The 24,630-nt window shown below is 72.0% G+C and carries 22 protein-coding genes; 4 read left to right on the forward strand and 18 right to left on the reverse strand.

Annotated elements, in window-relative coordinates:
• Positions 1 to 4 precede the first annotated feature (4 nt).
• The 14 genes from LNK82_RS15490 to LNK82_RS15555 all read right to left on the reverse strand — a co-directional run bounded on the left by LNK82_RS15490 (position 5) and on the right by LNK82_RS15555 (position 17,040).
• Positions 5 to 715, reverse strand: a complete 711-nt coding sequence (locus LNK82_RS15490) for a CPBP family intramembrane glutamic endopeptidase (protein WP_230567685.1) — start codon at positions 713 to 715, stop codon at positions 5 to 7.
• A 155-nt stretch (positions 716 to 870) separates the two neighbouring features.
• Complete coding sequence (locus LNK82_RS15495; RefSeq protein ID WP_230567686.1) at positions 871 to 1,947, reverse strand: amidohydrolase family protein; 1,077 nt, start codon at positions 1,945 to 1,947, stop codon at positions 871 to 873.
• Complete coding sequence (ffh, locus tag LNK82_RS15500; protein ID WP_230567687.1) at positions 1,944 to 3,479, reverse strand: signal recognition particle protein; 1,536 nt, start codon at positions 3,477 to 3,479, stop codon at positions 1,944 to 1,946. Before ffh ends, LNK82_RS15495 begins: the two co-directional genes overlap by 4 nt.
• A gap of 55 nt (positions 3,480 to 3,534) precedes the next feature.
• Entirely contained in the window at positions 3,535 to 4,077 is a 543-nt protein-coding gene (locus LNK82_RS15505; protein WP_230567688.1) for an AAA family ATPase, read from the reverse strand.
• 223 nt (positions 4,078 to 4,300) lie between these two features.
• Positions 4,301 to 6,655 carry a [protein-PII] uridylyltransferase gene (locus LNK82_RS15510; protein ID WP_230567689.1) on the reverse strand — a complete coding sequence of 785 codons (2,355 nt, stop codon included), beginning with the start codon at positions 6,653 to 6,655 and terminating at the stop codon, positions 4,301 to 4,303.
• Positions 6,656 to 6,685: 30 nt separating this feature from the next.
• Positions 6,686 to 7,024, reverse strand: coding sequence for a P-II family nitrogen regulator (locus LNK82_RS15515; protein WP_230567690.1), 339 nt, complete (start codon positions 7,022 to 7,024; stop codon positions 6,686 to 6,688).
• Entirely contained in the window at positions 7,021 to 8,364 is a 1,344-nt protein-coding gene (locus tag LNK82_RS15520) for an ammonium transporter (protein ID WP_230567691.1), read from the reverse strand. Before LNK82_RS15520 ends, LNK82_RS15515 begins: the two co-directional genes overlap by 4 nt.
• 348 nt (positions 8,365 to 8,712) lie before the next feature.
• Positions 8,713 to 10,245, reverse strand: coding sequence for an alpha/beta hydrolase (locus tag LNK82_RS15525; RefSeq protein WP_230567692.1), 1,533 nt, complete (start codon positions 10,243 to 10,245; stop codon positions 8,713 to 8,715).
• 124 nt (positions 10,246 to 10,369) lie between these two features.
• Positions 10,370 to 11,368 (reverse strand): allantoicase, encoded by a 999-nt coding sequence (gene alc / locus LNK82_RS15530; RefSeq protein WP_230567693.1) that lies wholly within the window; start codon positions 11,366 to 11,368, stop codon positions 10,370 to 10,372.
• Between the two features lie 24 nt (positions 11,369 to 11,392).
• A complete protein-coding gene (allB, locus tag LNK82_RS15535) occupies positions 11,393 to 12,685 on the reverse strand; it encodes an allantoinase AllB (protein ID WP_230567694.1) in 1,293 nt (430 codons plus the stop codon).
• Positions 12,686 to 12,690: 5 nt separating this feature from the next.
• Positions 12,691 to 13,698 carry a glycerate kinase gene (locus LNK82_RS15540; RefSeq protein WP_230567695.1) on the reverse strand — a complete coding sequence of 336 codons (1,008 nt, stop codon included), beginning with the start codon at positions 13,696 to 13,698 and terminating at the stop codon, positions 12,691 to 12,693.
• The gene (gene gcl / locus LNK82_RS15545) at positions 13,695 to 15,392 is read right to left on the reverse strand and encodes a glyoxylate carboligase (RefSeq protein ID WP_230567696.1); all 1,698 of its coding nucleotides are present in this window, start codon (positions 15,390 to 15,392) and stop codon (positions 13,695 to 13,697) included. The genes LNK82_RS15540 and gcl overlap by 4 nt, the downstream gene beginning before the upstream one ends.
• 17 nt (positions 15,393 to 15,409) lie before the next feature.
• Entirely contained in the window at positions 15,410 to 16,282 is an 873-nt protein-coding gene (locus LNK82_RS15550) for a 2-hydroxy-3-oxopropionate reductase (protein ID WP_230567697.1), read from the reverse strand.
• Positions 16,279 to 17,040: a hydroxypyruvate isomerase family protein gene (locus tag LNK82_RS15555; protein WP_230567698.1), complete on the reverse strand. Its 762-nt coding sequence runs from the start codon at positions 17,038 to 17,040 to the stop codon at positions 16,279 to 16,281. The genes LNK82_RS15550 and LNK82_RS15555 overlap by 4 nt, the downstream gene beginning before the upstream one ends.
• 157 nt (positions 17,041 to 17,197) lie before the next feature.
• On the opposite strand from LNK82_RS15555, the gene uraD reads away from it, so the two are divergent.
• From uraD to pucL, 3 genes are read left to right on the forward strand one after another with little or no spacing between them, the layout of a single operon-like run.
• Positions 17,198 to 17,683 carry a 2-oxo-4-hydroxy-4-carboxy-5-ureidoimidazoline decarboxylase gene (uraD, locus tag LNK82_RS15560; RefSeq protein ID WP_230567699.1) on the forward strand — a complete coding sequence of 162 codons (486 nt, stop codon included), beginning with the start codon at positions 17,198 to 17,200 and terminating at the stop codon, positions 17,681 to 17,683.
• Entirely contained in the window at positions 17,680 to 17,988 is a 309-nt protein-coding gene (locus LNK82_RS15565; RefSeq protein WP_230567700.1) for a hydroxyisourate hydrolase, read from the forward strand. The genes uraD and LNK82_RS15565 overlap by 4 nt, the downstream gene beginning before the upstream one ends.
• 3 nt (positions 17,989 to 17,991) lie before the next feature.
• Positions 17,992 to 18,870 carry a factor-independent urate hydroxylase gene (gene pucL / locus LNK82_RS15570; RefSeq protein ID WP_230567701.1) on the forward strand — a complete coding sequence of 293 codons (879 nt, stop codon included), beginning with the start codon at positions 17,992 to 17,994 and terminating at the stop codon, positions 18,868 to 18,870.
• Between the two features lie 41 nt (positions 18,871 to 18,911).
• Here pucL and LNK82_RS15575 read toward each other — a convergent pair whose 3' ends face one another.
• The 3 genes from LNK82_RS15575 to aceB all read right to left on the reverse strand — a co-directional run bounded on the left by LNK82_RS15575 (position 18,912) and on the right by aceB (position 22,188).
• Entirely contained in the window at positions 18,912 to 19,382 is a 471-nt protein-coding gene (locus LNK82_RS15575) for an Imm1 family immunity protein (protein WP_230567702.1), read from the reverse strand.
• Positions 19,383 to 19,457: 75 nt separating this feature from the next.
• Positions 19,458 to 20,654 (reverse strand): DUF6986 family protein, encoded by a 1,197-nt coding sequence (locus LNK82_RS15580; protein WP_230567703.1) that lies wholly within the window; start codon positions 20,652 to 20,654, stop codon positions 19,458 to 19,460.
• Position 20,655: 1 nt separating this feature from the next.
• Positions 20,656 to 22,188 carry a malate synthase A gene (aceB, locus tag LNK82_RS15585; RefSeq protein WP_230567704.1) on the reverse strand — a complete coding sequence of 511 codons (1,533 nt, stop codon included), beginning with the start codon at positions 22,186 to 22,188 and terminating at the stop codon, positions 20,656 to 20,658.
• Positions 22,189 to 22,272: 84 nt separating this feature from the next.
• Between aceB and LNK82_RS15590 the strand changes: the two genes are divergently transcribed.
• Positions 22,273 to 23,025 carry an IclR family transcriptional regulator gene (locus LNK82_RS15590; RefSeq protein ID WP_308257219.1) on the forward strand — a complete coding sequence of 251 codons (753 nt, stop codon included), beginning with the start codon at positions 22,273 to 22,275 and terminating at the stop codon, positions 23,023 to 23,025.
• Between the two features lie 152 nt (positions 23,026 to 23,177).
• Here the strand turns inward: LNK82_RS15590 and ftsY are convergent, their stop codons facing one another.
• On the reverse strand, positions 23,178 to 24,563 hold the full coding sequence (gene ftsY, locus LNK82_RS15595; protein ID WP_230567706.1) for a signal recognition particle-docking protein FtsY: 1,386 nt from the start codon (positions 24,561 to 24,563) through the stop codon (positions 23,178 to 23,180).
• Positions 24,564 to 24,630: the final 67 nt, after the last annotated feature.

Consider the following 24,630-nt stretch of genomic DNA (forward strand, 5'->3'; position numbering starts at 1 on the left):
CTAGTCAGCCGGTGTAGAGGTAGACGGCGGGCAGCAGGTTGTTCGTCGCGTGGGCCACCACGCTGGAGGCCACCCGGCCGGTGATCATGCGGGCCGCGCCGATGGCCAGCCCCTGCGCGAACAGGCTCAGCACGCGCCAGCTCTCCTCGTGCAGGAACGCGAAGACGACGGCGGTCAGCGCCAGGATCGCGATCCTGGGTATCCGGTAGTGGGCCAGCGCCTGCCACAGCGCTCCCCTGGTGAGCAGTTCCTCGGTCAGCGGCGCGCCGAGGAAGACGAACAGCGCCGCGGCGGCCAGCCAGACCGTCCGGCCGCCGGAGAGGGCTTCGATCTCGTCCAGCGAGCTGGACCGGTCCGGGTTGATGCGCAGCAGCAGCGCGCCGATGAGCCAGGCGGCCAGCAGCGCCGCGCCGCCTGCGGCCAGGCCGACCTTCAGGTCGCGGAGGGTGGGCACCAGGCCGAAGTCCTTGTTGGGCCCGTCGCCCCGGTACCAGGAGATGACGACGGGGCCGAGGCCGAGCAGGACGTTGGGCAGGAAGACCAGCAGCAGGAGCGGGCCGAGCACCGGCGGGTTGGTGACGTCCACCTCGGCGAAGCGGTCGGCCGTCGCGGCGGTGAAGGCGAGGATGGCGAGGTGGTAACCGCCGAGCCCGGTGAAGAACGCCAGGAAACCCCAGTGCGCGCGGCCGGTGTCCTGGTCCTGCTGTTCCTCCACTCGTCCGAACGTAGTGGTCCGGTGGGGCGGAGTGCTGCCCGAGGCCGTTCAAGATCACCCTGACGGCGGCAGCACTCACCACGGGTGGCGGAAGAACTCCTCGCCACCCGCCCCCATCACGGATTTCCTACCGCAGCCGACCGGGCGCCGCGAGGTCAGGCGTGGATCCGGCCGCGCAGCATGACCAGCTTCGGGTGCCGCAGGGCGTCGAGGTCCTCACGCGGGTCGTCCTCGTAGACCACGACGTCGGCCGCGGCGCCCTCGGTCAGCGACGGGAAGCCGAGCCACTCGCGGGCGGCCCAGGACGCCGCGCCGAGGGCCTGGGTGGTGCTCAGGCCGACCCCGTGCAGCGCCTTGATCTCGTCCACGATCCGGCCGTGCTCGATGCCGCCGCCCGCGTCCGTGCCCGCGAACACCGGCACGCCCGCCTCGACCGCCTTCGCGATGGTCTCGGTGTTGCGCTCGTACAGGTGCCGCATGTGGCCCTGGTAGACCGGGTACTTGTCGGCGCCCGCCGCGATGGCCGGGAAGTTCTCGATGTTGATCAACGTCGGCACCAGCGCGGTCCCGTTGCGGGCCATCTGCGCGATCGTGTCGTCGGTCAGGCCCGTGCCGTGCTCGATGCAGTCGATGCCCGCGTTGAGCAGGGCGGGCAGGGCGTCCTCGCCGAAGACGTGCGCGGTGACCCTGGCCTTGTTCTCGTGCGCGACCTTGATCGCCTCGGTGAGCACGTCCTCGGTCCACAGGGGCGCGAGGTCGCCGGTGGAGCGGTCGATCCAGTCGCCGACCAGCTTCACCCAGCCGTCGCCGGCGGCGACCTGCTCGGCCACGGCGGACGGCAGGTCGGCCGGGTCCTCGATCTCGACGCCCAGGTACTTGATGTACCGCTTGGGCCTGGCCAGGTGCCTGCCCGCGCGGATGATCCGGGGCAGGTCGAGGCGCTCCTGCAGCGGTCGCGTGTCCAGCGGCGAGCCGCAGTCGCGGATGAGCAGGGTGCCCGTCCGCCGGTCGGCGAGGGCCTGGTCGACCGCCTCGGGCAGGTCGACCGCGCCCCTGGCGCCCAGGCCGACGTGGCAGTGCGCGTCGACCAGGCCGGGCACCAGGTACCCGCCGCTGCTGACGGTGGTCGCGCCGGGCACCGGCCGGGTGCGGATCCGCCCGTTGACCACCCAGACGTCCCGCGGGTCGCCACCCTCGGGGAGGACGACGCCCCGCAGGTGCAGGCCGCTCACTTGTCGAACTTCAGCTTCGACGGGTCGAAGCCGGGCGGGAGCTGGTCGAAGCCGCCGAGGCCGGGTGGCAGCGCGGGACCGCCGCCCTGCGGAGGCATGCCGGGCATCATCCCGGGCATGCCGGGGAACCCGCCGCGCACCTTCGGCGGGGTGGGGCCGCGGCCCTTGCCCTTCTTCCCCTTCTTGCCCTTGCCCTTGCGGTTGTTCTTGCCGCCACCGCCGGGCAGGCCGAAGCGGCCGGCCATCTGGCTCATCATCTTGCGCGCTTCGAAGAAGCGGTTGACCAGGTCGTTCACGTCGCTGACCCGGACGCCGGAGCCGTTGGCGATGCGCAGCCGGCGGGACGCGTTGATGATCTTCGGGTCGTCGCGCTCGGCCGGGGTCATGCCGCGGATGATCGCCTGCACCCGGTCCAGGTGCCGCTCGTCCAGGTTGGCCAGCTGGTCCTTCATCTGGCCCGCGCCGGGCAGCATGCCGAGCAGGTTCGCGATCGGGCCCATCTTGCGCAGGGCCAGCATCTGCTCCAGGAAGTCCTCGAGCGTGAGCTGGCCGGAGCCCATCTTGACCGCGGCGGCCTCGGCCTGGTCGGCGTCGAACGCCTGCTCGGCCTGCTCGATGAGGGTGAGCATGTCGCCCATGCCCAGGATCCGGCTCGCCATCCGGTCCGGGTGGAAGACGTCGAAGTCCTCCAGCTTCTCGCCGTTCGAGGCGAACAGGATGGGCTGGCCGGTGACCTCGCGGACGCTGAGCGCGGCGCCACCGCGGGCGTCGCCGTCGAGCTTGGTGAGCACCACGCCGGTGAAGCCGACGCCGTCCTGGAACGCCGTGGCGGTGTTCACCGCGTCCTGGCCGATCATCGCGTCGACCACGAACAGCACCTCGTCGGGCTGCACGGCGGCGCGGATGTCGACGGCCTGGCGCATCATCTCCTCGTCGACGCCGAGGCGGCCCGCGGTGTCGACCAGCACGATGTCGTGCTGCGCCCGCTTGGCCTCCTCGATGCCCTTGCGGGCCACGTCGACCGGGTCGCCCACGCCGTTGCCGGGCTCGGGCGCGAACACGGGCACGCCCGCGCGCTCGCCGACCACCTGCAGCTGGGTCACCGCGTTGGGGCGCTGGAGGTCGCACGCCACCAGCATCGGGGTGTGGCCCTGGCCCTTGAGCCACTTGGCGAGCTTGCCCGCCAGGGTGGTCTTACCGGCACCTTGCAGACCCGCGAGCATGATCACGCTCGGCGGGTTCTTGGCCAGGTTGAGCCTGCGGGTCTCCCCGCCGAGGATGCCGACCAGCTCCTCGTTGACGATCTTGACGACCTGCTGGGCCGGGTTCAGGGCCTGGCTGACCTCGGCGCCCTTGGCGCGCTCCTTGACCTTCGCGATGAACGTGCGCACCACGGGCAGCGCGACGTCGGCCTCCAGCAGCGCGACCCGGATCTCGCGCGCGGTGGCGTCGATGTCGGCCTCGGACAGCCGCCCCTTGCCCCGCAGGTTCTGCAGGACCGAGGTGAGCCGGTCGGAAAGGGTGTTGAACACGATGCCGCCAGACCTCGCACGTCGTCGGTGGGTTCCTCGTACTCAGGGTAGCCGTTCACGCCGGCGTCACCGACAGGCGCAGGTGGTCACGACGGGTCAGCAGGGTCAGGCCCTGCCAGCCGCGCGGCGGCACGCCCTCGGCGAACCGGGCGCGGAGCCTGGCCGCGCGGCGCACGTGCCGCGTGAACGACCGCGACCGGATCAGCCTGCCCCGCGCCACCTGGCCGGACAGGGCCTGCTCGGGGCTCGCGTCCAGCCACAGGAAGTGCCGTGGCCGGTTGGTCAGCGCGCCGACGGCGACGAGGCCGGCGCGGGTGGTCGGGCGGGTGGACGGCTCGTGCACGAGCAGCAGGCCGTTCGTGGTGATCGCGAACCACACGATCCGGGCCCGGTGCACGAAGTGCACCAACGGGCGGTAGAGCCGGTACGGCAGGGCCTTGGGGAAGAAGGCGCGGAGGCTGGTCCGCACCTGGTCGGAATCCAGCACGACGGTGGGCGCGCCGCCCGTGTCGGCGGCGGCGAGCAGCGTCGACTTGCCCGCTCCCGGCAGTCCGGCCAGCACGACCAGCGAGCGCGGCCTCACGGCGACAGCGGTCATCGCATCCATACTAAAGAGACGTTTCGGACGACCACGAGTTCCGGGCGTGATCGAGAGCGGCCCAACCCCTCGACAGGCCGCTCCCGACCACGCGGTGGCGCTGACCCCGCCGGCGCCCCCCGGCCGCGCGGTCCCCTGTGCCACGGGGAGAAGCCTCCCCCGGCACGGGGGTCCACCGGCAGCGTGAGCACCCTCGGTCGGTTGTGCGTAGACCTACGCAACCTCAGCGCGCGGCGAGCAGCACGGCCCGCTCGACCCGCCGCCGCTGGTCGGCGTTGCCGCCTTCGGGCGAGGTGATGGCGAACGAGTCCACCACCGTGGAGCCCAATGTGGACACCCGCGCCCAGACGATGTCCACTCCGGACTGCTCCAACGCGTCCGCGACGTGGTGCAGCAGCCCGATCCGGTCCGCCGCGCGCAGTTCCAGCACCACCGCGCCGGTCGACTCGTCGTCGAACCAGAGCACCTTCGGCGGCGGCGGGTCCTGCGGCGGGCCGCCGTAGTCGCGTTCCTTCGCGGCGAGCTTGTCGGCCAGCGCGAGGGAGCCGTCCAGCGCCCTGGTGAGCTGCTCGCGCAGCAGGGTCACGTCCGGCAGGGAGCCGAACCTGGGCGACACCGTGAACACGTCCACGGCCGCGCCCTCGTGGGAGCGCAGGGTGGCGGCGTGCACTTCCAGGGAGTTCAGCGCGAGCACGCCGGCCGCCCGGGACAGCAGCCCCGGCCGGTCGGGCGCGACCACCGTCACGGTGGCCGCGTGGTCGCCCGGGTCGATGAGCACGTCCGGTTTGCCGCTGGCCAGCACGGCCCGCGCGAGGTCCTGCTGGCGCTGGTCCAACGGCTCCGGCTCGGGCAGCGGGTCGCCCGCCATCGCCGTGCGGCAGCGCGCGACCAGGTCGCTGATCAGCGAGGCCTTCCAGTCCGACCACACGCCCGGCCCGGTGGCCACGGCGTCGGCCTCGGCCAGCGCGTAGAGCAGCTCCAGCAGCACGGGGTCGCCGCCGAGCGTGTCCACCACGCGGCGCACGGTGGCCTCGTCCTCCACGTCACGGCGGGTGGCCGTGTGCGGCAGCAGGAGGTGGTGGCGCACCAGCGCGGTGAGCGTGGCCACGTCCTGCGGCCACAGGCCGAGCCGTTCGGCGATCTGGGTGGTGATCGCCGCGCCGACCTCGGAGTGGTCGGCCTGCCTGCCCTTGCCGATGTCGTGCACCAACGTGCCGAGCAGCAGCAGGTCCGGCCGGGAGACCCTGGTCACCAGGCGTGCGGCGTGCGCGGTGGCCTGCACCAGGTGCCGGTCGACGGTCCACGTGTGCGCGGCGTCGCGCGGCGGCAGGTCGCGCACCGCGCCCCACTCGGGGAAGAGCCTGCCCCACAGGCCGGTGCGGTCCAGCGCCTCGACCACGTCGATCAGGCCCACGCCGGTGCCGAGCAGGGCCAGCAGTTCCTCGCGGGCCTCCCTCGGCCACGGTTGGCGCAGCTCCGGTGCCGAGTCGGCGAGCTTGGCCAACGTGCCCGGGGCGATCGGGTGCTTGCTGCGCGCGGCGGCCGTGGCGACGCGGAGCAGCAGGGCCGGGTCGCGGCTGGGCACGGCGTCACGCGCCAACGCCACCTCGGAGCCGTGCAGCACCACGCCCTCGTCCAGCGGGCGCCTGGCCGGGGCACGCCTGAGCGGGGAACGGGCGAACACGCCCAGCCCGCGCTTGGGCACCGCGGCGCGCGCTGTGCGCATGGCCACGTCCACGGCGTACACGATCGTGCGGGCGGCGGACGACATCGACCGGGCCAGCGTGAAGCGGTCCTGCAGGCCCAACGCGGTGGCGACCTCGTCACCGTCCTGCGCGCGGAGCACGTCGCGCGGCTTGCCCGCCACCCGGCGCAGCTCGGTGCGCACGTCCAGCAGCAGCTTGCGGGCCTCGTTGACCTCGGCGGACGGCCGGTCGGTCAGCTGCGCCGCGCTCAACGCGTCCAGCAGCGTCACGTCGCGCAGCCCACCGCGGCCGTGCTTGAGGTCCGGCTCGACGCGGTGCGCGATCTCGCCGCTGCGGGCCCACCGCCGCGACGCCGACTCGGCCATCTCGTCCAGCCTCGTGCGCACCCCGGTGCGCCACGCCTGCCGGGCGCTGTCGGTCAGCCGCTTGCTGATCTCCTGGTCGCCCGCGATGTGGCGGATGTCCAGCAGCCCCAACGCGGTGCGCAGGTCACCGGCGGCGACGCGCAGCGCCTCGCCGACCGTGCGCACCGAGTGGTCGAGGCCGATGCCGGAGTTCCACAGCGGGTACCAGAGCTTCTCGGCGATCCCGTCCACGCCCTTGTGCCCGTTGTGCACCAAGAGCAGGTCGAGATCGGAATAGGGCACCAGCTCCCGCCTGCCCAGACCCCCCACGGCGACCAGTGCGACCCCACTGCCCGGTCCGCCGACGCCCGACAGCGAGGCGTGCGCGGTGAGCCAGAACTCGTGCAGGTCCACCAGCGCCTCGCGCAGCGACTCCCCCGTCAAACGGCGCCGACCTGGCGCGAGCAGCCGATCGCGTGCTCGCACCAGGTCGTCAGCCGTGACGACGGCCGCCTCGGCGTTATCCATACGGCCGTCTCCCATTCCTACTTCGGATCCCTATAGGGCATCCGAGCCGCGCTCCCCGGTGCGGACCCGGATGACGGTGTCGACCGGCGTCACCCAGACCTTCCCGTCACCGATCTTGCCGGTGCGCGCGGCCTCCACGACGGCGTCGAGGACCTTCTCCACGGCGGTGTCGTCCACCAGGACCTCGATGCGCAGCTTGGGCACGAAGTCCACGGCGTACTCGGCGCCGCGGTAGACCTCGGTGTGGCCCTTCTGCCTGCCGTACCCCTGGACCTCGCTGACGGTCATGCCCAGCACGCCCAGCTGCTCCAGGGACGCCTTCACGTCGTCCAGGGTGAAGGGCTTGATGATCGCGGTGACCAACTTCATGACTTGTTGCTCCCCTCGAGGACCGCAGTGGCGCCGGCGGCGACACTGGGCTTGCTGCCGCCACGGGCGCCGATGCCGCTGCCGAACTCGTACGCGGTCTCCGCGTGCTCGGCCTCGTCGATGCCGGCGACCTCGGCCTCCTCGTCGGCGCGGAAGCCGACGGTGAGCTTGACCAGGTAGCCGAGGACGAGGCTCAGCACGAACGAGTACGCGAGCACGGCCAGCGCGCCGACGGCCTGCCGCCACAACTGGTCGACGCCGCCGCCGTAGAAGAGGCCGTCGATGCCCGCCGGGGCGGAGGAGCTGGCGAAGAAGCCGATCAGAATGGTGCCGGAGAGGCCACCGACCAGGTGCACGCCCACCACGTCGAGCGAGTCGTCGAAGCCGAAGCGGTACTTCAAGCTGACCGCCAGGGCGCACAGGGCGCCGGTGATCGCGCCGATCGCGATGGCCCCGAGCGGGGTGACCGACGAGCAGGCCGGGGTGATGGCGACCAGGCCCGCGACAACGCCGGACGCGGCGCCGAGCGTGGTGGCGTTGCCGTCGCGCACGCGCTCCACGAGCAGCCAGCCGAGCATCGCGGCGGCGGTGGCGACCAGGGTGTTGACGAAGGTGACGCCGGCGGTGGCGTTCGCGCCGAGGGCGGAGCCCGCGTTGAAGCCGAACCAGCCGAACCACAGCAGACCCGCGCCCAGCACGACCAGCGGCAGGCTGTGCGGCTTCATCCGGTCCTTCGGCCAACCGACGCGCTTGCCGAGGACGAGCGCCAGCGCGAGGCCCGCCGCACCGGCGTTGATGTGGACCGCCGTGCCACCCGCGAAGTCGATGGCGAGCAGCTTGTTGGCGATCCAGCCGCCCGCGTCGACGACGTTGCCGTCAGCGTCCTTGCCGTCGAAGTCGAACACCCAGTGCGCGACCGGGAAGTACACGAGCACGGCCCACAGGCCGGCGAACAGCAGCCACGGCCCGAAGCGCGCCCGGTCGGCGATCGCGCCGGAGATCAGCGCCACCGTGATGATGGCGAACATCGCCTGGAACGCGACGAAGACGGTGCTCGGGATGGTCCCCGACAACGACTCCTTGCCGAGCAGGCCGTCGAGGCCGAAGAACTCGAACGGCTTGCCGAGCAGGCCGGCGCCGACGTCGGTGCCGAACGCCATCGAATAGCCGACCAACACCCAGAGCACACCGACCACGGCGATTGCGCCCAGGCTCATCATCATCATGTTGAGCACACTCTTCGACCGGACCATGCCCCCGTAGAAGAAGGCAAGTCCCGGCGTCATCAACAGCACCAGTGCGGCACTGGTGAGCACCCAGGCGGTGTCCCCTGTATCCACGTCGACCTCCACTGCACGTCGGTTGCAGGGAGCATCGGTATGTCCTGTTTCACGCGGTTGCGCCTCAGGTTTCGTACAGGTGAACTGTCCCGCCCCTGGTGTTACAGGCACGTTTCGCGGGGTTGAAGCAAGCAGTTCCGCCCGCAACCAGTCCGGGTCGCCGCGAGATTTCCGGTGACGGACCGTGCGAGCGCGACTCGGCTTTGCGGTGGTTCGTGTGATCCCGCGCAATGGCCTGACGACGCTGGGTCACCAACGGTCGGCCGCCGTGCCCCGTGGTCGCGGCCGAGCCTGCCAGACCGGCCGGGGCCGCCCCAGCCGGGTGGTGGGGGCGGCGCCGGCCGACTGCTACTCCAGCCAGCCCGGGATGGCCGTGGTCGGGCCCGCCGGGACGGGCTTCGCGTCCAGGGACGCGATCGACTGCGGCGCGGGCTCGACGGCCGCGCACCGCGCACCCGGCCGAGGCGTCTTCAAGTCGACCAGGTAGTCGTCCGTCGCGCGGCGGGTGCACTCGCTGCGGTCGTAGACGCCGTGGCCCCAGCCCTCGTAGGTCAGCAGGACCGTGGTGTCGCGGCTCTGCCGGTGCGCGTTGACGGCCCACTCGTAGCCGGTGGCGGGGTCGTGCAGCGCGTTGAGCATCAGGATCTTCGGCGCGTCCTCGATCTCGAGCCGGTGCTGCGGGTTGTTGACCCGCTCCGGCAGGCCGACGCAGCCCGCCATGGCGGTGTGCCCGAGCGACGAGCCGCGCATGTGCGGCGCGAGCTGACGGGCGCGGTCGACCAGGGCGGAGAACTGGCGGTGGTCCTTGACCCGGATCGCCCAGTCCTGGCAGAACACGGCCGGGAACGGGTTGCGCGCGGTCTCCTCCACTGCGAAGGACGTCGCGTGCGTGCCCGCGCCGAGCTCGACCAGGAACTCCGACAGCCGCTGCCAGTGCGGGCCGTAGAACGCGCCGAACGCGACGCCGATGACGTCGTCGGCGGTCACCTCGCGGTCCGGCTCCAGCGGGTCGGTGATCTCACCCCGGTCGGCGCGGGCCAGCAGCTCGTCCCACACCTTCGCCACGTCCTGGCCGTGCAGGGCGCACGACTCGGTGCGGTCGCACCACGCCACGAACTCGCGGAACGAGTCCTCGGCCGTCGCGGCCTCGGTCTCGTTGAACCGCCAGGTGCCGAGGCTGTGGTCCATGTTGGAGTCGATCACCATGGCGCGGATGTTCCGCCCGAACTCCTCGGCGTACTGCTGGCCGATGAGGGTGCCGTAGGACAGGCCGTAGTAGTTGATCTTGCGCTCGCCGAGGGCCTTGCGCAGCGCGTCGATGTCCTTGACGACCGCACCGGTGTCGGCGTGGTCGTAGATCGGGCCGCTGTGCTCGCGGCAGTCGGCGGCCAGCTCGCGGTTGTACGCGGCGAGCCGGTCGAACTCCCGCTGGTCGGCCGGGTGGATCGACGGCTGGGCGCGCAGCACCTCGACCGAGCACTGCACCGGCTGGCTGCGGGCGACGCCGCGCGGGTCGAACCCGATGATGTCGAAGCGCTGCTGCACCTCCGGGCTGAAGTAGCCGTCCGCCCCCAGGGCGAAGTTCACGCCCGAGCCGCCCGGCCCGCCCGGGTTGACGACCATGACCCCGATGCGCTTGGCGGGGTCGGTGGCCTTGCGGCGGGCCACGGCGAGGTCGAACTTCTCGCCGCGCGGGTTCGCCCAGTCGATCGGCAGGCTCAGCGTGCCGCACTCCACCTCGGCCAGTTCCGGGCACGGCCGCCAGTCGATCCCACCCGCGCCGCGCGCCGGCTCCGTTTCGGCCGACGCCACCGACGTCGTCCCCGCTGCGAGCGCCAACGCGGTGGCGACACCGCCGAGCGCCCTGATGATCGGTCGCACAGGTTCCTCCCTAGTTCCTGTTCACCCAATCGGGTTTCCGCAGGCTTCCAGGGCGGCCGAACGCACCACAACCGACTGAAGTCTCACCAACAATCAACCCAAGGACTGACAACTTCCGCGTCTTTCAGCGCAAGTCCTGGTAGCGCTGGGTGATCACCCTGAGACCGCGGGCGGTCAACCGGCCGAACAGCCGCAGCCGCGCCATCCCGCCGTCCGGGTAGATGTCGAGCCGCGCGTGGGTGGCCTCGGGGGCGTCCTCGACGCGGAAGCGGTGGCGGGTGTCGGGCTGGAGCCGGGTGCGCGGCAGCACGTCGAACTCCGCGCCGGTCCGCGCGTCGCGGGCCCGGACCGACGCCCAGCCCGGCGCGTTGCCCTTGAAGTGGCTGGTGTCCAGCTCCGCGAGCCGGATGACGCCCGGCGCGGCCAGCTCGACCTCGACCCAGTCGTTGCCGTCGTCACGCCGGCGCGCGGTTTCCCAGCCCTCGCCCATGACCGTGGCCTGACCGGGCGCGATGAGGTTGCCCGGGTCGCTGTAGAACATGTTGCTGCACCCGGTGACCGACGCGCCGTTCTCCAGCGCGGCCAGGTCCAGCGCGTCCGGCACGATCAGGTCGGGGTCGGCCACCGGCGTGCCGTGCACGCGCAGCCTGGCCACCCCGCCGTCCGGGTGGATGGTGAGCCGGACGTGCGTGTAGCGGCGGGCAGCCGACACCTCGAAGTAGTGCTTGCGGTCGCCTCCCAGCGGCGACTTCGGCACCACGGTCTCCCAGCCGGCCAGCTCGTCGGGCGCCGGGTAGCCCGTGGCGGAGGTGGCCTCGACCGACGCGAACGGCGGGTAGTTGCCCTTGAAGAACGCGGTGTCGACCACGACGCCCTTGATCACGCCCGGCAGGCCGAGCCGGACGATCGCCCGGTCCTCGCCGCTCTCCCGGCGGCGGCGGGTCTCCCACCCGTCGTAGACCTGGCCCTTGTGCCCGAACGTGTAGGTCCGGTACTCCGGCTCGCCTGCGCGGATCAGGTTCTCGCGCTCGGCGAAGAACTCGTCGTTGGCCCACATCACGCTGCCGCCGACCGCGCGGCAGGCCAGGTCGGGCAGTCGGGTCCAGCCGGGTGCTTCCGTCATGCGGCTCCTCTGTCGGTCCTCGGCTCAGCCGTGGTGGCTCAGCAGCCGGCCGCGCGGCCGGTCGTCGATCGGCCGACCGCGCAGCCACGTCTGCCGCACCACGCCCGCCAGCGGACGGCCGTGGTAGGGCGTGACGGGGTTGCGGTGGCGCAGTGCGGCGCGGTCCACGACGAACGCGTCGTCCGGCGCGAACACGCAGAAGTCGGCGTCCGCGCCGGGCGCGATGCGGCCCTTCGTCCCCAGCCCGACCAGGTCGGCCGGGTTGGTCGCCATCCACCGGACCACGTCGGTCAGCGCGTGCCCCCGTTGCCTGGCCTGGGTCCACACCGCGGACAGGCCCAGCTGCAGGCTCGCGATACCGCCCCACGCGGTGGCGAAGTCGCCCTGCTTCAGCTCCGGGGTGCACGGCGAGTGGTCGGTGACGACGAGGTCGATCAGGTCCTCGCCCAACGCGCGCCAGAGCTGCTCGCGGTTGGCCGCGTCGCGGATCGGCGGGCAGCACTTGAACTCCGTGGCCGTGTCGCCGATCTCCTCCGCGACGAACGTCAGGTAGTGCGGGCACGTCTCGGCGGTCAGCCGCAGCCCGAGGTCCTTGGCGATCCGCACCTGCCGCACGGCCTCGCCGCTGGACAGGTGCAGCACGTGCAGCCTGGCCCTGGTCTCGTTGGCCAGGTCGACCACGGTCGTGATGGCGTGCTGCTCGGCCCGGTGCGGCCGGGAGTCGAGGAAGGCGCGGTAGCCGGGACCGGAGTCGGTGACCTCGAGCGGGTCCTCGGCGTGCACGATCGTCAGGGCGTCACGTCCGCGCAGCCGCAGCAGGGCCGCCCTCAGCTCGTCCTCGGTGACGTGCGGGAACTCGTCCACGCCCGAGTGGATCAGGAAGCACTTGAAGCCGAACACGCCGGCGTCGTGCAACTCCTCCAGGTCGTCCAGGTTCGTCGGCACGATGCCGCCCCAGAACCCGACGTCGACGTGCGCCCGGTCCCGCGCCGCCTCCCGCTTGGCCTTCAGGGCGGCCACCGTGGTCGTCGGCGGCACGCTGTTGAGCGGCATGTCGATGATCGTGGTGACGCCGCCCGCCGCCGCCGCCCTGGTCGCGGTCTCGAAGCCCTCCCAGTCGCTGCGGCCCGGGTCGTTCACGTGGACGTGCGTGTCGACCAGGCCGGGCAGGAGGACTTCGTCGTCGGCGAGCGTCACGACGGTCCCGGCGTCCAGGTGGTCGGCCACCTCGACGATCCGACCGCCCGCGACGCCGACGTCGGCACGGCGTTCCCCGTCCGGCGTGATCACTCGGGCAGCGCGCAGCACCAAATCCATGCACGTCACTCTCCCAGCCGGTCGGCGGCGATGCGACCGGCCAGACGTCGCAGGACCGGTTCCGGTTCGGCCAGGCAGCGCGCCAGGTCCGGCTCGACGTCCAGCAGCGCGTAGGCGGCTTCGATGCCCAGGTCGGCGGGGTCGACGGCGCACCGGCCGGCCACCGCCACGACGGGCACGCCGCCGGCCGCCTTCGCCACGCCCGCCGGCGCCTTGCCGTGCGCGGTCTGGTGGTCGAGCGAGCCCTCGCCGGTGATCACCAGGCGGGCGCCGGGCAGGTGGTCGGCGAACCCGACCAGGTCGAGCACCACGTCGATGCCGGGCCGCCTGGTCGCGCCGAGCACGGCCAGCGCGGCGAACCCGATGCCGCCGGCGGCGCCCGCGCCCGGGTGGTCGGCGTAGGACGGGTCGATCTCGTCGGCCCAGTCGCGCAGCCTCGCTTCCAACTCCTCGACCTGGCGCGGGGTCGCGCCCTTCTGCGGGCCGTAGACCGCCGCCGCGCCGTGCGGCCCCAGCAGGGGGTTGTCGACGTCGGTGGCCAGGACCAGCTCGACGTCGCGCAGGTCCCGGCCGCCGAGCCCGTCGAGCATCCCCCTGCCGCCGTCGGTGCACGCGCTGCCGCCCGCGCCCAGGACCAGCCGCCGGCAGCCCAGGTCGTGGGCGGAGCGCAGCAGCTCGCCGACGCCCCTGCTGGTCGCCGTCATCGGAGCGGGGCGGTCCAGCAGGGCGGAGCCCGCCGCCGCGGCCACTTCGACCACCGCCGTGTCGCCGCGCACCGCGAAGCTCGCCGGGACCGGCCTGCCGGCGGGCCCGGTGACCCACCGGCCGACCCGGACGAACCCGGCGGCGGCGGCGGCGTCCACCGTGCCGTCGCCGCCGTCGGCCACCGGCAGGCAGCGCACGTCCAGGTCGGGGACCACGTCGCGCAGGCCGCGCGCGACGGCGGCGGCCACGCGCGGTGCGGTGAGCGTGCCCTTGAACTTGTCGGGCGCGACGACGACGTGCCCCGTCACGGCACCTCTTCGTACTCGCGAACGGCGGCGATCGAGGTGCCGTTGGCGGTGTCGCCCTCGCGTTCGATCATGATCTCGACCAGGACGGGGCGGCTGGTGCGCTCGGCCTCCTTGCGCGCCCACTCCAGGCTCTCCCGGATGCGGCCGGGTTCGGTGACCCTGGTGCCGGAGCAGCCGTAGGCCTCCATGATCTTGACGTTGTCCGACCCGACGGTGTCGTAGTGGATGTCCACCTCGTACGCCATGTCGTAGCCGCCGTGGTCCTCGGCCATGCGGATCAAACCCAGGTACTCGTTGTTCAGCATGATCAGCACGAACGGCACGTCGTACTGGGCGCCCACGGCCAGCTCCTCCACCAGGAACTGGAACGAGTAGTCGCCGACGATCCCCACCACCTCGGCGGCCGGGTCGCTGTGCTTGAGCGCCTTCTTCACGCCGATCGCGGCCGGTATCTCCCAGCCGAGCGGCCCGGCCTGCCCGCACACCTGGTAGTGCCGGGGCCGGTGCGCCTTCTGGTGCTGGCCGGACCAGATCTGGTACAGCCCGATGGCCGTGACGAAGTAGGCGTCCGGGCCGTAGAACTCGTTGATCTCCTTGAACACCCGCGGCGCCTTCACCGGCACGGTGTCGAAGTCCTCGCGGCGCAACAGGGTCGCCTTGAGCTCACGGGTCCGCGCCGTCCAGGCGTTGTCCGGGCGTGGCCCTGTCCTGGTCCGCGCCAGGGCGAGCAACGCCCGCAGGAACGCCTTCACGTCCGAGACCACGCCCAGGTCCGGCCCGAAGACCTTGCCGATCTGCGTCGGCTCCACGTCCACGTGCACGAACTTCCGGTCGCCCCGGTACGTCGCCAGGTCACCCGTGTGCCGGTCGCCGAACCGCGCGCCCAGCGCCACCACCAGGTCGCTCTCCAGGAACGACGCGTTGCCGTACCGCTGCGACGTCTGGATGCCCGTCATGCCCGCGTACAGCGGGTGGTCCTCGTCGATCGCGCCCTTGCCCATCAACGTGGCCTGGATCGGCACGTTCAGGTGCTCGGCCAGCGCCAGCAGCTCCTCGTGCGCCTCGGCGAGGATCACGCCGCCGCCCGCGAGCAGCAACGGCCGTTCGGCGGCGAGGAGCATGTCCAGCGCCCGCGCCACGCGGGCCGGGTGCGGTTCGGGCCGGGTGACGGGCAGCGGCGCGTCGATGGTGTGGTCCCACTCGATCTCCTGTTTCTGCACGTCGATCGGCAGGTCGATCAGCACCGGCCCCGGCCGGCCCGACCGGGCGATCCGGAACGCCTCCCGGAAGATCCACGGCGCCTGCGCGGCCTCCTTGACCTGCACCGCCCACTTGGTGACGGGCGCGGCGACCGCCACGATGTCGACCGCCTGGAACGCCTCCTGGTGCAGCTCGGACGTCGCCGCCTGACCGGTGACGCACAGGATCGGCACGGAGTCCGCCTGCGCGGTGTAGAGGCCGGTGATCATGTTGGTGCCCGCCGGGCCGGACGTGCCGATGGCCACGCCGACGTTGCCGGTCGTGCGCGACCAGCCGTCGGCCATGTGCGTGGCGCCTTCCTCGTGCCGCACGATCAGGTGCTCGATCGTGCCGTCCTGCTCCATGGCCTTGTAGAGCGGCAGGATCGCCGCTCCCGGGCATCCGAAGACCGTGTCGACGCCCTCGCTCTTGAGGACTTCCACGACCGCTTGCATGACGGGTATCCGAGCCATCAGGCCCTCCCGGACAGGTTCTCGACGACCTTCAACAACGCCGAGTGGTCGAGGGATCCGTACCCCTGTGCCCGGCCGGACGCGATGAGCTGGGCGATCAGCCCCGTCACCGGTAGCGCGACGTCGACCTGGCGGGCCGCGGCGAGCGCGATCCCCATGTCCTTGTGGTGCAGGTCGATGCGGAAACCCGGCTGGAACTCGCGCGCGATCATCGTGTCGCGCTTGAGGTCCAGGATCCGGTTGGCGGCCAGCCCGCCCGCGAGGACGTCCAAGCCGGCCTTGGCGTCCACCCCGGACGCCTCCAGCAGCACGATCGCCTCGGCCACCAGGGCGTAGATGCCGCCGACCAGGAGCTGGTTCGCGGCCTTCACCACCTGGCCCGCGCCGTGCGGGCCGACGTGGACGACGGTCTTGCCCAGGACGTCGAGGATCGGCTTCGCGGCGGCGAAGTCGGCCTCGTCACCCCCGACCATGATCGACAGGGTGGCCTGCCGCGCGCCGGTCTCACCGCCGGACACCGGCGCGTCGAGCACGCGGACGCCGCGCTTCGCGCCCTCCTCGGCCACGGCGAGGGACGTCTCCGGGCGGATGGTGCTCATGTCGACCAGGAGCGTGCCCCGGTCGACCGCGTCGAGGACCGCGCCCAGGACGACGTCCTCCACCTGCGGGTGGTTCGGCAGCATGGTGATGACGACCTCGGCGCCGGCCACCGCGTCACGCGCGCTCGCCGCCGCCGTGCCGCCCGCCGCGGTGAGCTTGTCGAGCGCGTCCCGGCTCAGGTCGAAGCCGGTGACCCGGTGGCCCGCGGCGACCAGGTGCGCGGACATCGGCGTGCCCATGATGCCCAGGCCGATGAAACCGATCCTGCTCATCGCCGTCCCTCCTCGGGGAGCCAGTCGAAGCCGCCGGTCCGCGCCTGGTACTCCAGGCCCACGTAGCCCTGGTAGCCGTTGGCCTCGAGCTTCGCCAGGTAGCCGAAGACGTCGAGCTCCCCGGTGCCCGGCTCGCCGCGGCCCGGCGCATCGGCGATCTGCACGTGGCCGATGCGGTCCACGTGGTCGGAGACGACGGCGTCGAGGTCGTCCCCGTTGACGGCGAGGTGGTAGAGGTCGGCCAGCAGCGCCACGTTGTCGCGGCCGACCCGGTCGACGACCTCCAGCACGTCCGCGGCGGTGCGCAGCGGGTACTCCGGCGCGCCGGAGAGCGGCTCCACCAGGACCACCGCGCCGATCTCCGCGGCCACGTCGGCGGCGTGCGCGAGGTTCTCCAGCGCCGCGTCCGTGGTGGGGAAGTTGCCGTGCAGGGCGTTGAACGCGCGGCAGCCGAGCCGGCCCGCGATCCCGACCGCGATCTCCACGCTCGCGCGGAACTCGGACTGCCTGCCCGGCCACGCCACCAGGCCGCGGTCGCCGGCGGCCAGGTCGCCCGCGAAGAAGTTGAGCCCGACGAGCCGCACGCCCGCGTCGGCGACGGCCGCCTCGAACGCCTCGATTTCGCGGGACGGGGGCACGGCTTCGGCGAACGGCCACCAGAACTCGACCGCGTCGAACCCGGCCGCCCGGGCCGCGGCGGGTCGTTCCAGCACCGGTAGGTCGGTGAACAGGATCGACAGGTTGACGTCGTAGCGCATTTGGAGATCCCTTCCACAATGCGGAAGACAACTTCCGTACATCGAGAGAGTAGGCAGGCCCTCGACGGCGGCGCAAGACTGTTGACACGCTTGGAGGCGCGCTCGTACCGTCCCTCCTGGCGGAAATGTGATTCCGCGATACAGAAAAGGGAGCCTTGTGCCCGATCTGGAAGGGTTCAACTCCGCACCCGCGGCCGAGCTCCGCCCCCTGCTCACCGAGTGCCTCGCCGTGCCGCGCTGGGTCGACGCGCTGCTCGCCGAGCGCCCCTACGCCGACGTGGACGCGCTGCTCGCCGCGTCGGACCGGCACGCCGACCTGACCGACGACGAGGTCCGCGCCGCCATCGGGGGCCACCCGCGCATCGGGGAGCGGGCTGCCGGAGGCGGGGTGTCCGCGAAGTGGTCGGCCGACGAGCAGTCCGGGGTCGCCGCGTCGCCCGCCGACCGGCTGCTGGCCGCCAACGCCGCCTACGAGGACCGGTTCGGGCACATCTACCTGGTGTGCGCGACCGGGTTGAGCGGCGATCAGGTGCTGGCCGACCTCGCCGCCCGGATGGACAACCCGCCGGACGTGGAGCTGCGCGTGGTGAACCGGGAGCTGGCGAAGATCGCCGCGCTGCGGCTGAGGAAGGTGCTGGCATGACAGACCCGAAGCCGACGACGCTGTCCACCCACGTCCTCGACGCCGAGGCCGGCCGACCGCGCGTCGGCGTGCCGGTCCGGTTGGCGCGCGACGGCGAGGTGCTGGCCGAGGGCGCCACCGACGACGACGGCCGGCTGCGGTTCGAGCGCGAGCTGTCGCCCGGCGTGCACCGGCTGACGTTCGAGGTCGACACGCCGTTCTACCCGGAGATCACCGTCGCGTTCCGGGTCACCGGCGACCAGGGTCACCTGCACGTGCCGATCCTGTTGAGCCCGTACGCGTTCACCACCTACCGAGGGAGCTGACCGATGGCCATCGTCCTGGGGCCCAACCAGTACGGGAAGGCGGAGAACCGCCTCGTCACGGTGACCCGCAACGGCCCCGTGCACACGATCAAGGACCTCACGGTCGGCACCTCCCTGCGCGGCGACCTGGCGGACACCCACCTGACCGGCGACAACTCGAAGGTGCTGGCGACCGACACGCAGAAGAACACCGTCTACGCCTTCGCCAAGCAGGCGCCGGTCGGCGAGATCGAGGACTTCGCGCTGCGCCTGGGCCGGCACTTCGTCTCGTCGCAGGAGGCGATCACCGGCGCCCGCGTGCTCATCGACGAGCACGCGTGGGAGCGCATCGAGGGCAACGACCACTCGTTCGTGCAAGGCGGCAACGAGAAGCGGACGACCGCCGTGACCGTCGAGGGCGAGCGCGCGTGGGTGGTGTCGGGCGTGCGGGACGTGGTGGTCCTCAAGTCGACCGGGTCGGAGTTCCACGGCTTCCCGCGCGACGAGTACACGACGTTGAAGGAGACCCACGACCGGATCCTGGCCACGTCGGTGACCGCGCGGTGGCGCTACCAAGGTGACGGGATCGACTGGGCGAAGAGCTTCGCCGAGATCCGGCGGCTGCTGCTGGCCACGTTCGCGGCGAAGCACAGCCTGTCGTTGCAGCAGACCCTGTACGCGATGGGCGAGGCGGTGCTGCGGGCCCGGCCGGAGGTGGCGGAGGTGCGGCTGTCGATGCCGAACAAGCACCACTTCGCGGTGGACCTGTCGCCGTTCGGGCTGGAGAACGACAACGAGGTGTTCTACGCCGCCGACCGGCCGTACGGGCTGATCGAGGGCGCCGTGCTGCGTGACGACGCCGAGGACGCCGGGTCGGCCTGGCACACCCTGCCGACGTTCTGAGGCGGGCCCGGTGACCGTGCTCCCGGTCCGGGGAGCACGGTCTAGTGGCCCGTCACCTTCTTGTGCAGGGCCATGCGCTGCAGCCGCCAGGCGTGGAACAGGTCGGCCTCCTCGTACCAGTCCACGACGGTCGGCCGGCGGGCGGTGAACATGAACTCCAGCAGGATCTCGCGGTAGGTCATCAGCGGCACGCCCACGCCCGGCGGGAAGTCCGTGTAGGTCTCGTCCACGTACGGCGCGTCCGGCTCGCCCTTGGGCCAGCCGGTGAACTCGTCGTCCACGTAGTTGAGGTAGCCCCACGCGCCGCGGACGGCGAGCACCAGGTTGTGGTCGCTCTCCCCCTCGGCGTCGGGCGCCCGGCCGAAGTGCTCCAGCATCCCGTCATTGCACTCGGGCCGCGCCAAGGCGGCGATCAGCACGTCCACGTCCGCCGCGCACGCCACCACCTGGTAGCGGAACTCCGCCCGCTCCAGGTCCGGCAGCCCGGTCCACAACCCGGCTCGCATGGTCATGGACACACACTGACCGGTGTGGCGTGATTCGGCTTTTCGCTGGTTTGAGGATCACCCCATCCAGCGATGCCACGATCACTCTCTTCTGGCTAGAGCCTGCAATTCGGTCACGGTGAGTCCCGTCGCGCGGCGGACTTCGTCCTCGTCCAGGGCACCGCAATCCAAGGCGCGGATGAACGACGTGGACAGCGCCTGCGCGGTTGCGGGCTCGTCCAGCACCGAGCCGCCGGCCCGCGCCACGTACGCCTTGAGCCGGCGCGCGTCCGCGTCCACGCCTTCGAGGTAGAAGGCGTGCACGGCCGCGTACCTGGTCACCAGCTGCGCCGGGTGCAGGTCCCAGCCCTGGTAGAAGCCGTGCGCCAACGAACGCCGCACCAGCCGGTAGTGCGTGCGCCAGCCCTCGTGCACGTCGTCGCCGACCGGCAGCACGTTGGTGGAGCCGTCCGACAGCGCGACGCCCGTGCCGGCCGCGGACACCTGCATCACGTTGCGCGCGAAGTCGCACGCGCCGTGCGCGAGGTGCTGGTGCGCCGCGCCCAAGCCGCAGCCCGCCGTGTAGTCGTACGTGCCGAAGTGCAGCCCGGTGACCCGGCCGCGGCCCGCCTCGATGAACCGGGGCAGGGCCAGCCTGCCCTCGCGGTCCACGATCGACTGCGTCGTCTCGACCTGGATCTCGAACCGGAGCGGCAGCCCGAACAGGTCCAGGACGTCGCCGAGCACCTCCACCTGGGCCACCGAGGTGACCTTCGGGAACGTGATCACGAAACCGTCGGGCGCCTCGCCCAGCGCGGTGAGGAAGACGTCCAGCGTGCGGATGCCGCGCTCGCGCAGGGCCCTGGTGTCGAAGGACTTCATCCGCAGCCCGAACCGCAACGGCGCCGTGCCGTCGCGCAGCCAGTCCCGCACCACGAGCGCGGTGCGTTCGGCGTCCGAGTCCTCCTCCGCGTCGGAGCGGACGCCGTAGCCGTCCTCGAAGTCGATCCGCAGGTCCTCCACGGGTTCGGCGGCCAGCTTCGCCCGCACGCGCCCGTGCACGACCTCCGCCACGTCCGGTGCGAGGTCGAGCACGTCCGCCAAGCCGTCCGGCGCGTGCTCGTCCAGCGCCGCAAGCGCTTGCGCGCCCCAGTCGCCGAGCGTGGTCGGGCTCACCCGGTCGGCGGGCGCGTAGCAGGTGTGCACCGGCTGACGGCCCGCCGGCGCGCGCAGCTCCACATCGGACAGCCGCGCGGTGACCGCGCGCACCGCGTCGGCCGACAACGACGTCCGCGGCACGTCAGCCGATCCGCTCGTAGGCGGGCAGGGTCAGGAAGTCCACGAAGTCGTCGGACAGCGCGACCTGCTCGAACAGCTCCGCGGCCGGGTCGAGGTGCTCGCCTTCGAGCTTGTCCTTCACCTGCGCGAGCACGGTGCGGACCAGCTCGGCGGTGACGGGCGTGCCGTCGTCCAGCACGACGTCGTTGTGCACCCACTGCCACAGCTGCGAGCGGGAGATCTCGGCGGTGGCGGCGTCCTCCATCAGGTTGTGGATGGCCGCCGCGCCGTTGCCGCCCAGCCAGGACAGCAGGTACCGCACGCCGACGTCCACGGCGGACTCCACGCCCGCGCGGGTGGCGCTGCCACCGGCCGACTTGAAGTCCAAGAGCTGCTCGGCGGTGACGGACACCTCGGGCCGCAGCTCGTCGAGCTGGTTGGGCTTGTCCCCCAGCTTGTCGTCGAAGATCCCCTGGCACACCGGCACGAGGTCGGGGTGCGCCACCCACGAGCCGTCGAACCCGTCGCCCGCCTCACGGGTCTTGTCCGCGCGCACCTTCTCCAGCGCCTGCGCGGTGACCTCGGGGTCGCGCCGGTTCGGGATGAACGCCGCCATGCCGCCCATCGCGAACGCGCCGCGCTTGTGGCACGTGCGCACGAGCAGTTCGGTGTAGGCGCGCATGAACGGCACGGTCATCGTGATGCTGTTGCGGTCGGGCAGCACGAAGTCCCGGCCCGCGTCGCGGAAGTACTTGATGGTGCTGAACAGGTAGTCCCAGCGGCCCGCGTTCAGGCCGGACGCGTGCTCGCGCAGCTCGTAGAGGATCTCGTCCATCTCGAACGCGGCGGGGATCGTCTCGATCAGCACGGTCGCGCGGATCGTGCCGTGCGGGACGCCGAGGCGTCGTTGGGCGGCGGTGAAGACGTCGTTCCAGAGCCGGGCTTCGAGGTGGCTCTCCATCTTCGGCAGGTAGTAGTAGGGCCGGCCGAGCTCGGCGTTGTGGAAGAAGTGCAGGCCGAAGTCGACCAGCGCGCCGATGGCCGGCTTGCCGTCGACCTCGACGTGCCGCTCGGGCAGGTGCCAGCCGCGGGGGCGGACCACGATCGTCGGCCTGGCCACGTCGTCGCGCAGGGTGTAGTGCTTGCCCTCCGGAGAGGTGTGCTCGACCGTGCCGCGGGCCGCGTCGTAGAGGTTGACCTGGCCGGAGACGACGTTGTGCCAGTGCGGCGTGTTGGCGTCCTCCAGGTCGGCCAGCCAGACCTTCGCGCCGGAGTTCAGCGCGTTGACGGTCATCTTGCGCTCGGTCGGGCCGGTGATCTCCACCCGCCGGTCGCGCAGCGGCTCGGGCGCCTCGGCGACCCGCCAGTCGCCGTCGCGGATCGCCTGCGTCTCGGGCAGGAAGCCCAGCGGGCGGCGGTCCGCGCGGCGGCGCATCAGGGCAGCGTGCTCGAGCGCGAACGTGCGGTGCAGCTCGGCCACGAACTCCAGCGCGTCCGGCGTGAGGATCTCGTCCCCGCGCTCCACTTCGCCACCGAGGACGCGAACACCGGACATGGAAGCCCACCTCGTTCCGAGTCGGTTTCTACTTCGCGGACTATAGTTTTCACCACGCGGAACGGCAACGAAGGAGTGGTGTCGGTGGCACGAGAGTCCACGGGCGGCGTCCAGTCGCTCCAACGCGCCTTCGACCTGCTGGAACGCCTGGCCGACGCGGGTGGCGAGGCGAGCCTGTCCGAGCTCGCGGCCACCTCCGGCCTGCCGCTGCCGACCATCCACCGGCTGATCCGCACCCTTGTCACGCTGGGGTACGTGCGGCAGAACAGCAACCGCCGGTACACGCTCGGGTCCCGGCTGATCCGGCTCGGCGAGAGCGCGTCGCGGCAGTTCGGCACGTGGGCGCGGCCGTTGCTGGCGCAGCTGGTGGACCAGGTGGAGGAGACCGCCAACCTGGCCGTGCTGGACGGTGACGAGGTGGTGTACGTGGCGCAGGTGCCGTCACGGCACTCGATGCGGATGTTCACCGAGGTGGGTCGCCGGCTGCTGCCGCACGGCACGGGCGTGGGCAAGGCGATGCTGTCGCAGCTGCCGCGTGACGAGGTGCGCGCCCTGCTGTCCCGCACCGGCCTGCCCGCGTACACGCCGAACACCATCACCGACCCGGACGTCCTGCTGGCGTCCCTGGACCAGATCGCCGAGCAGGGCTACGCGCTGGACGAGAGCGAGCAGGAACTGGGCGTGCGCTGCGTCGCCGTTCCGCTGCACGGTGCGCCGACCCTGGCCGCCGTCTCCGTCTCGGGCCCGGACAGCCGACTGACCAAGGACTCCCTACCGCACATCATCCCGGCCGTCCTGGCCACCGCCACCCGCCTCTCCACCCACTCCCACCCCTAACCCCCGCGCGAGAGTCCTACGTTCGGAACGCGAGAGTCCTACGTTCAGAGACCCTGAGTTCAACACTCGACCGACCGAGCGGTCTGGCTGAGCGTTGAACTCGAGGGTCGCGAACGTAGGACTCTCGCGCTGTGAACGCAGGACTCTCGCGGTCAGTTCAGGAGGGCGTCGACGAAGGCGGTTGGTTCGAACGGGGCCAGGTGGTCGGCGCCTTCGCCCAGGCCGACGAGCTTCACCGGGACGCCCAGCTCGCGTTGGACCTGGAACACGATGCCGCCCTTGGCGGTGCCGTCCAGCTTGGTCAGCACGATGCCGGTCACGTCGACCACCTCGGCGAACACCCGCGCCTGGGTCAGGCCGTTCTGGCCGGTGGTGGCGTCGAGCACGAGGAGCACCTCGTCCACCTCCGCCTGCTTCTGCACCACGCGCTTGACCTTGCCCAGCTCGTCCATCAGGCCGGTCTTGGTGTGCAGCCGGCCGGCCGTGTCGATCAGCACGGTGTCCACGCCGTCGTTGACGCCGCGCTTCACCGCCTCGAACGCCACCGAAGCCGGGTCCGCGCCCTCGGCCCCGCGGACGGTCGACGCACCCACGCGCGAACCCCACGTCTCCAACTGGTCGGCCGCCGCCGCGCGGAAGGTGTCCGCCGCACCCAGCAGCACGGTGCGGCCGTCGGCCACCAGCACCCGGGCCAGCTTGCCCGTCGTCGTGGTCTTGCCGACGCCGTTCACGCCCACCACCAGCACCACGGCGGGCTTCGGCCCGGACTCGCCGTCGGCGTGCGGCAACGCGTTCACCGCGCGAGCCATCTCCGGGTGCAGCGCGTCGACCAGCACCTCCCGCAGCAACGCCCGCGCGTCGTCCGACGTCCGCACGCCGCGCGCCACGATCTGCTCGCGCAGCGCCGTCACGATCTGGTCCGTGATCGCCGCACCGAGGTCGGCCATCAACAGCGTGTCCTCGATGTCCGTCCACGAGTCCTCGTCCAGGTCGCCCGCGCCGAGCAGCCCCAGCAGGCTCTGCCCGAACGTCGACCGCGACCGCGACAGCCGCCCGCGCAGCCGCTCCAACCGCCCGGAGGTCGGCTCGATCTCCTCGATCTCGGAGGCTTCCTCGGGCAACTCGACTTCGACGAACCCGCGCTTGACCGAGTCGCGCGGCACGGCCGCGTCGTCACCGACGCCCGGCTGACCGTCGACCTCGGTCCGCTCGGTGACCGGGTGCTCGACAGGTTCGACCGGCGAGGGAGCGGGCGTGGGGGCGGGGGCGGGGGCGGGCGACGCACCGGCGCGCTCCACGGGCTCGGCCGGTCTGGTCGGTTCCGCCACCACCGGCGGCGCGGGCGCGTTGAACGTGATGGCGCCACCGGCCTGGTAACCGCCCTTGGCCGGCTTGTCCTGCTCGGGCTCGGTGAGGCTGATCCGCCGGCGTCGCGCCAGCACGACGCCCGTCACGAGGGCGACCGCGAGCAGTGCCGCGACGACGACGATGATCCAGATCAGGGACGTGGTGGACACGGCGCAATCCTCGCACGCCATCGTATGTTGACGATCGACGAACCAGGTTGATTTCAGGCAACTTTCCAACGAACACTCTTGCGCGAGC

Source organism: Saccharothrix luteola (assembly GCF_020859565.1).
Taxonomy (GTDB): Bacteria; Actinomycetota; Actinomycetes; order Mycobacteriales; family Pseudonocardiaceae; genus Actinosynnema; species Actinosynnema luteola.

What these genes read in the sequence shown, in the direction of transcription:
- LNK82_RS15550 (WP_230567697.1), bottom strand. Translation starts at nt 16,282, where the DNA reads ATGAGCAGGATCGGTTTCATCGGCCTGGGCATCATGGGCACGCCGATG.
- ftsY (WP_230567706.1), bottom strand. Translation starts at nt 24,563, where the DNA reads ATGGCGTGCGAGGATTGCGCCGTGTCCACCACGTCCCTGATCTGGATC.
- aceB (WP_230567704.1), bottom strand. Translation starts at nt 22,188, where the DNA reads ATGTCCGGTGTTCGCGTCCTCGGTGGCGAAGTGGAGCGCGGGGACGAG.
- alc (WP_230567693.1), bottom strand. Translation starts at nt 11,368, where the DNA reads ATGACGGAAGCACCCGGCTGGACCCGACTGCCCGACCTGGCCTGCCGC.
- LNK82_RS15565 (WP_230567700.1), top strand. Translation starts at nt 17,680, where the DNA reads ATGACAGACCCGAAGCCGACGACGCTGTCCACCCACGTCCTCGACGCC.
- LNK82_RS15555 (WP_230567698.1), bottom strand. Translation starts at nt 17,040, where the DNA reads ATGCGCTACGACGTCAACCTGTCGATCCTGTTCACCGACCTACCGGTG.
- LNK82_RS15510 (WP_230567689.1), bottom strand. Translation starts at nt 6,655, where the DNA reads ATGGATAACGCCGAGGCGGCCGTCGTCACGGCTGACGACCTGGTGCGA.
- allB (WP_230567694.1), bottom strand. Translation starts at nt 12,685, where the DNA reads ATGGATTTGGTGCTGCGCGCTGCCCGAGTGATCACGCCGGACGGGGAA.
- pucL (WP_230567701.1), top strand. Translation starts at nt 17,992, where the DNA reads ATGGCCATCGTCCTGGGGCCCAACCAGTACGGGAAGGCGGAGAACCGC.
- LNK82_RS15505 (WP_230567688.1), bottom strand. Translation starts at nt 4,077, where the DNA reads ATGACCGCTGTCGCCGTGAGGCCGCGCTCGCTGGTCGTGCTGGCCGGA.
- LNK82_RS15515 (WP_230567690.1), bottom strand. Translation starts at nt 7,024, where the DNA reads ATGAAGTTGGTCACCGCGATCATCAAGCCCTTCACCCTGGACGACGTG.
- gcl (WP_230567696.1), bottom strand. Translation starts at nt 15,392, where the DNA reads ATGCAAGCGGTCGTGGAAGTCCTCAAGAGCGAGGGCGTCGACACGGTC.
- LNK82_RS15575 (WP_230567702.1), bottom strand. Translation starts at nt 19,382, where the DNA reads ATGACCATGCGAGCCGGGTTGTGGACCGGGCTGCCGGACCTGGAGCGG.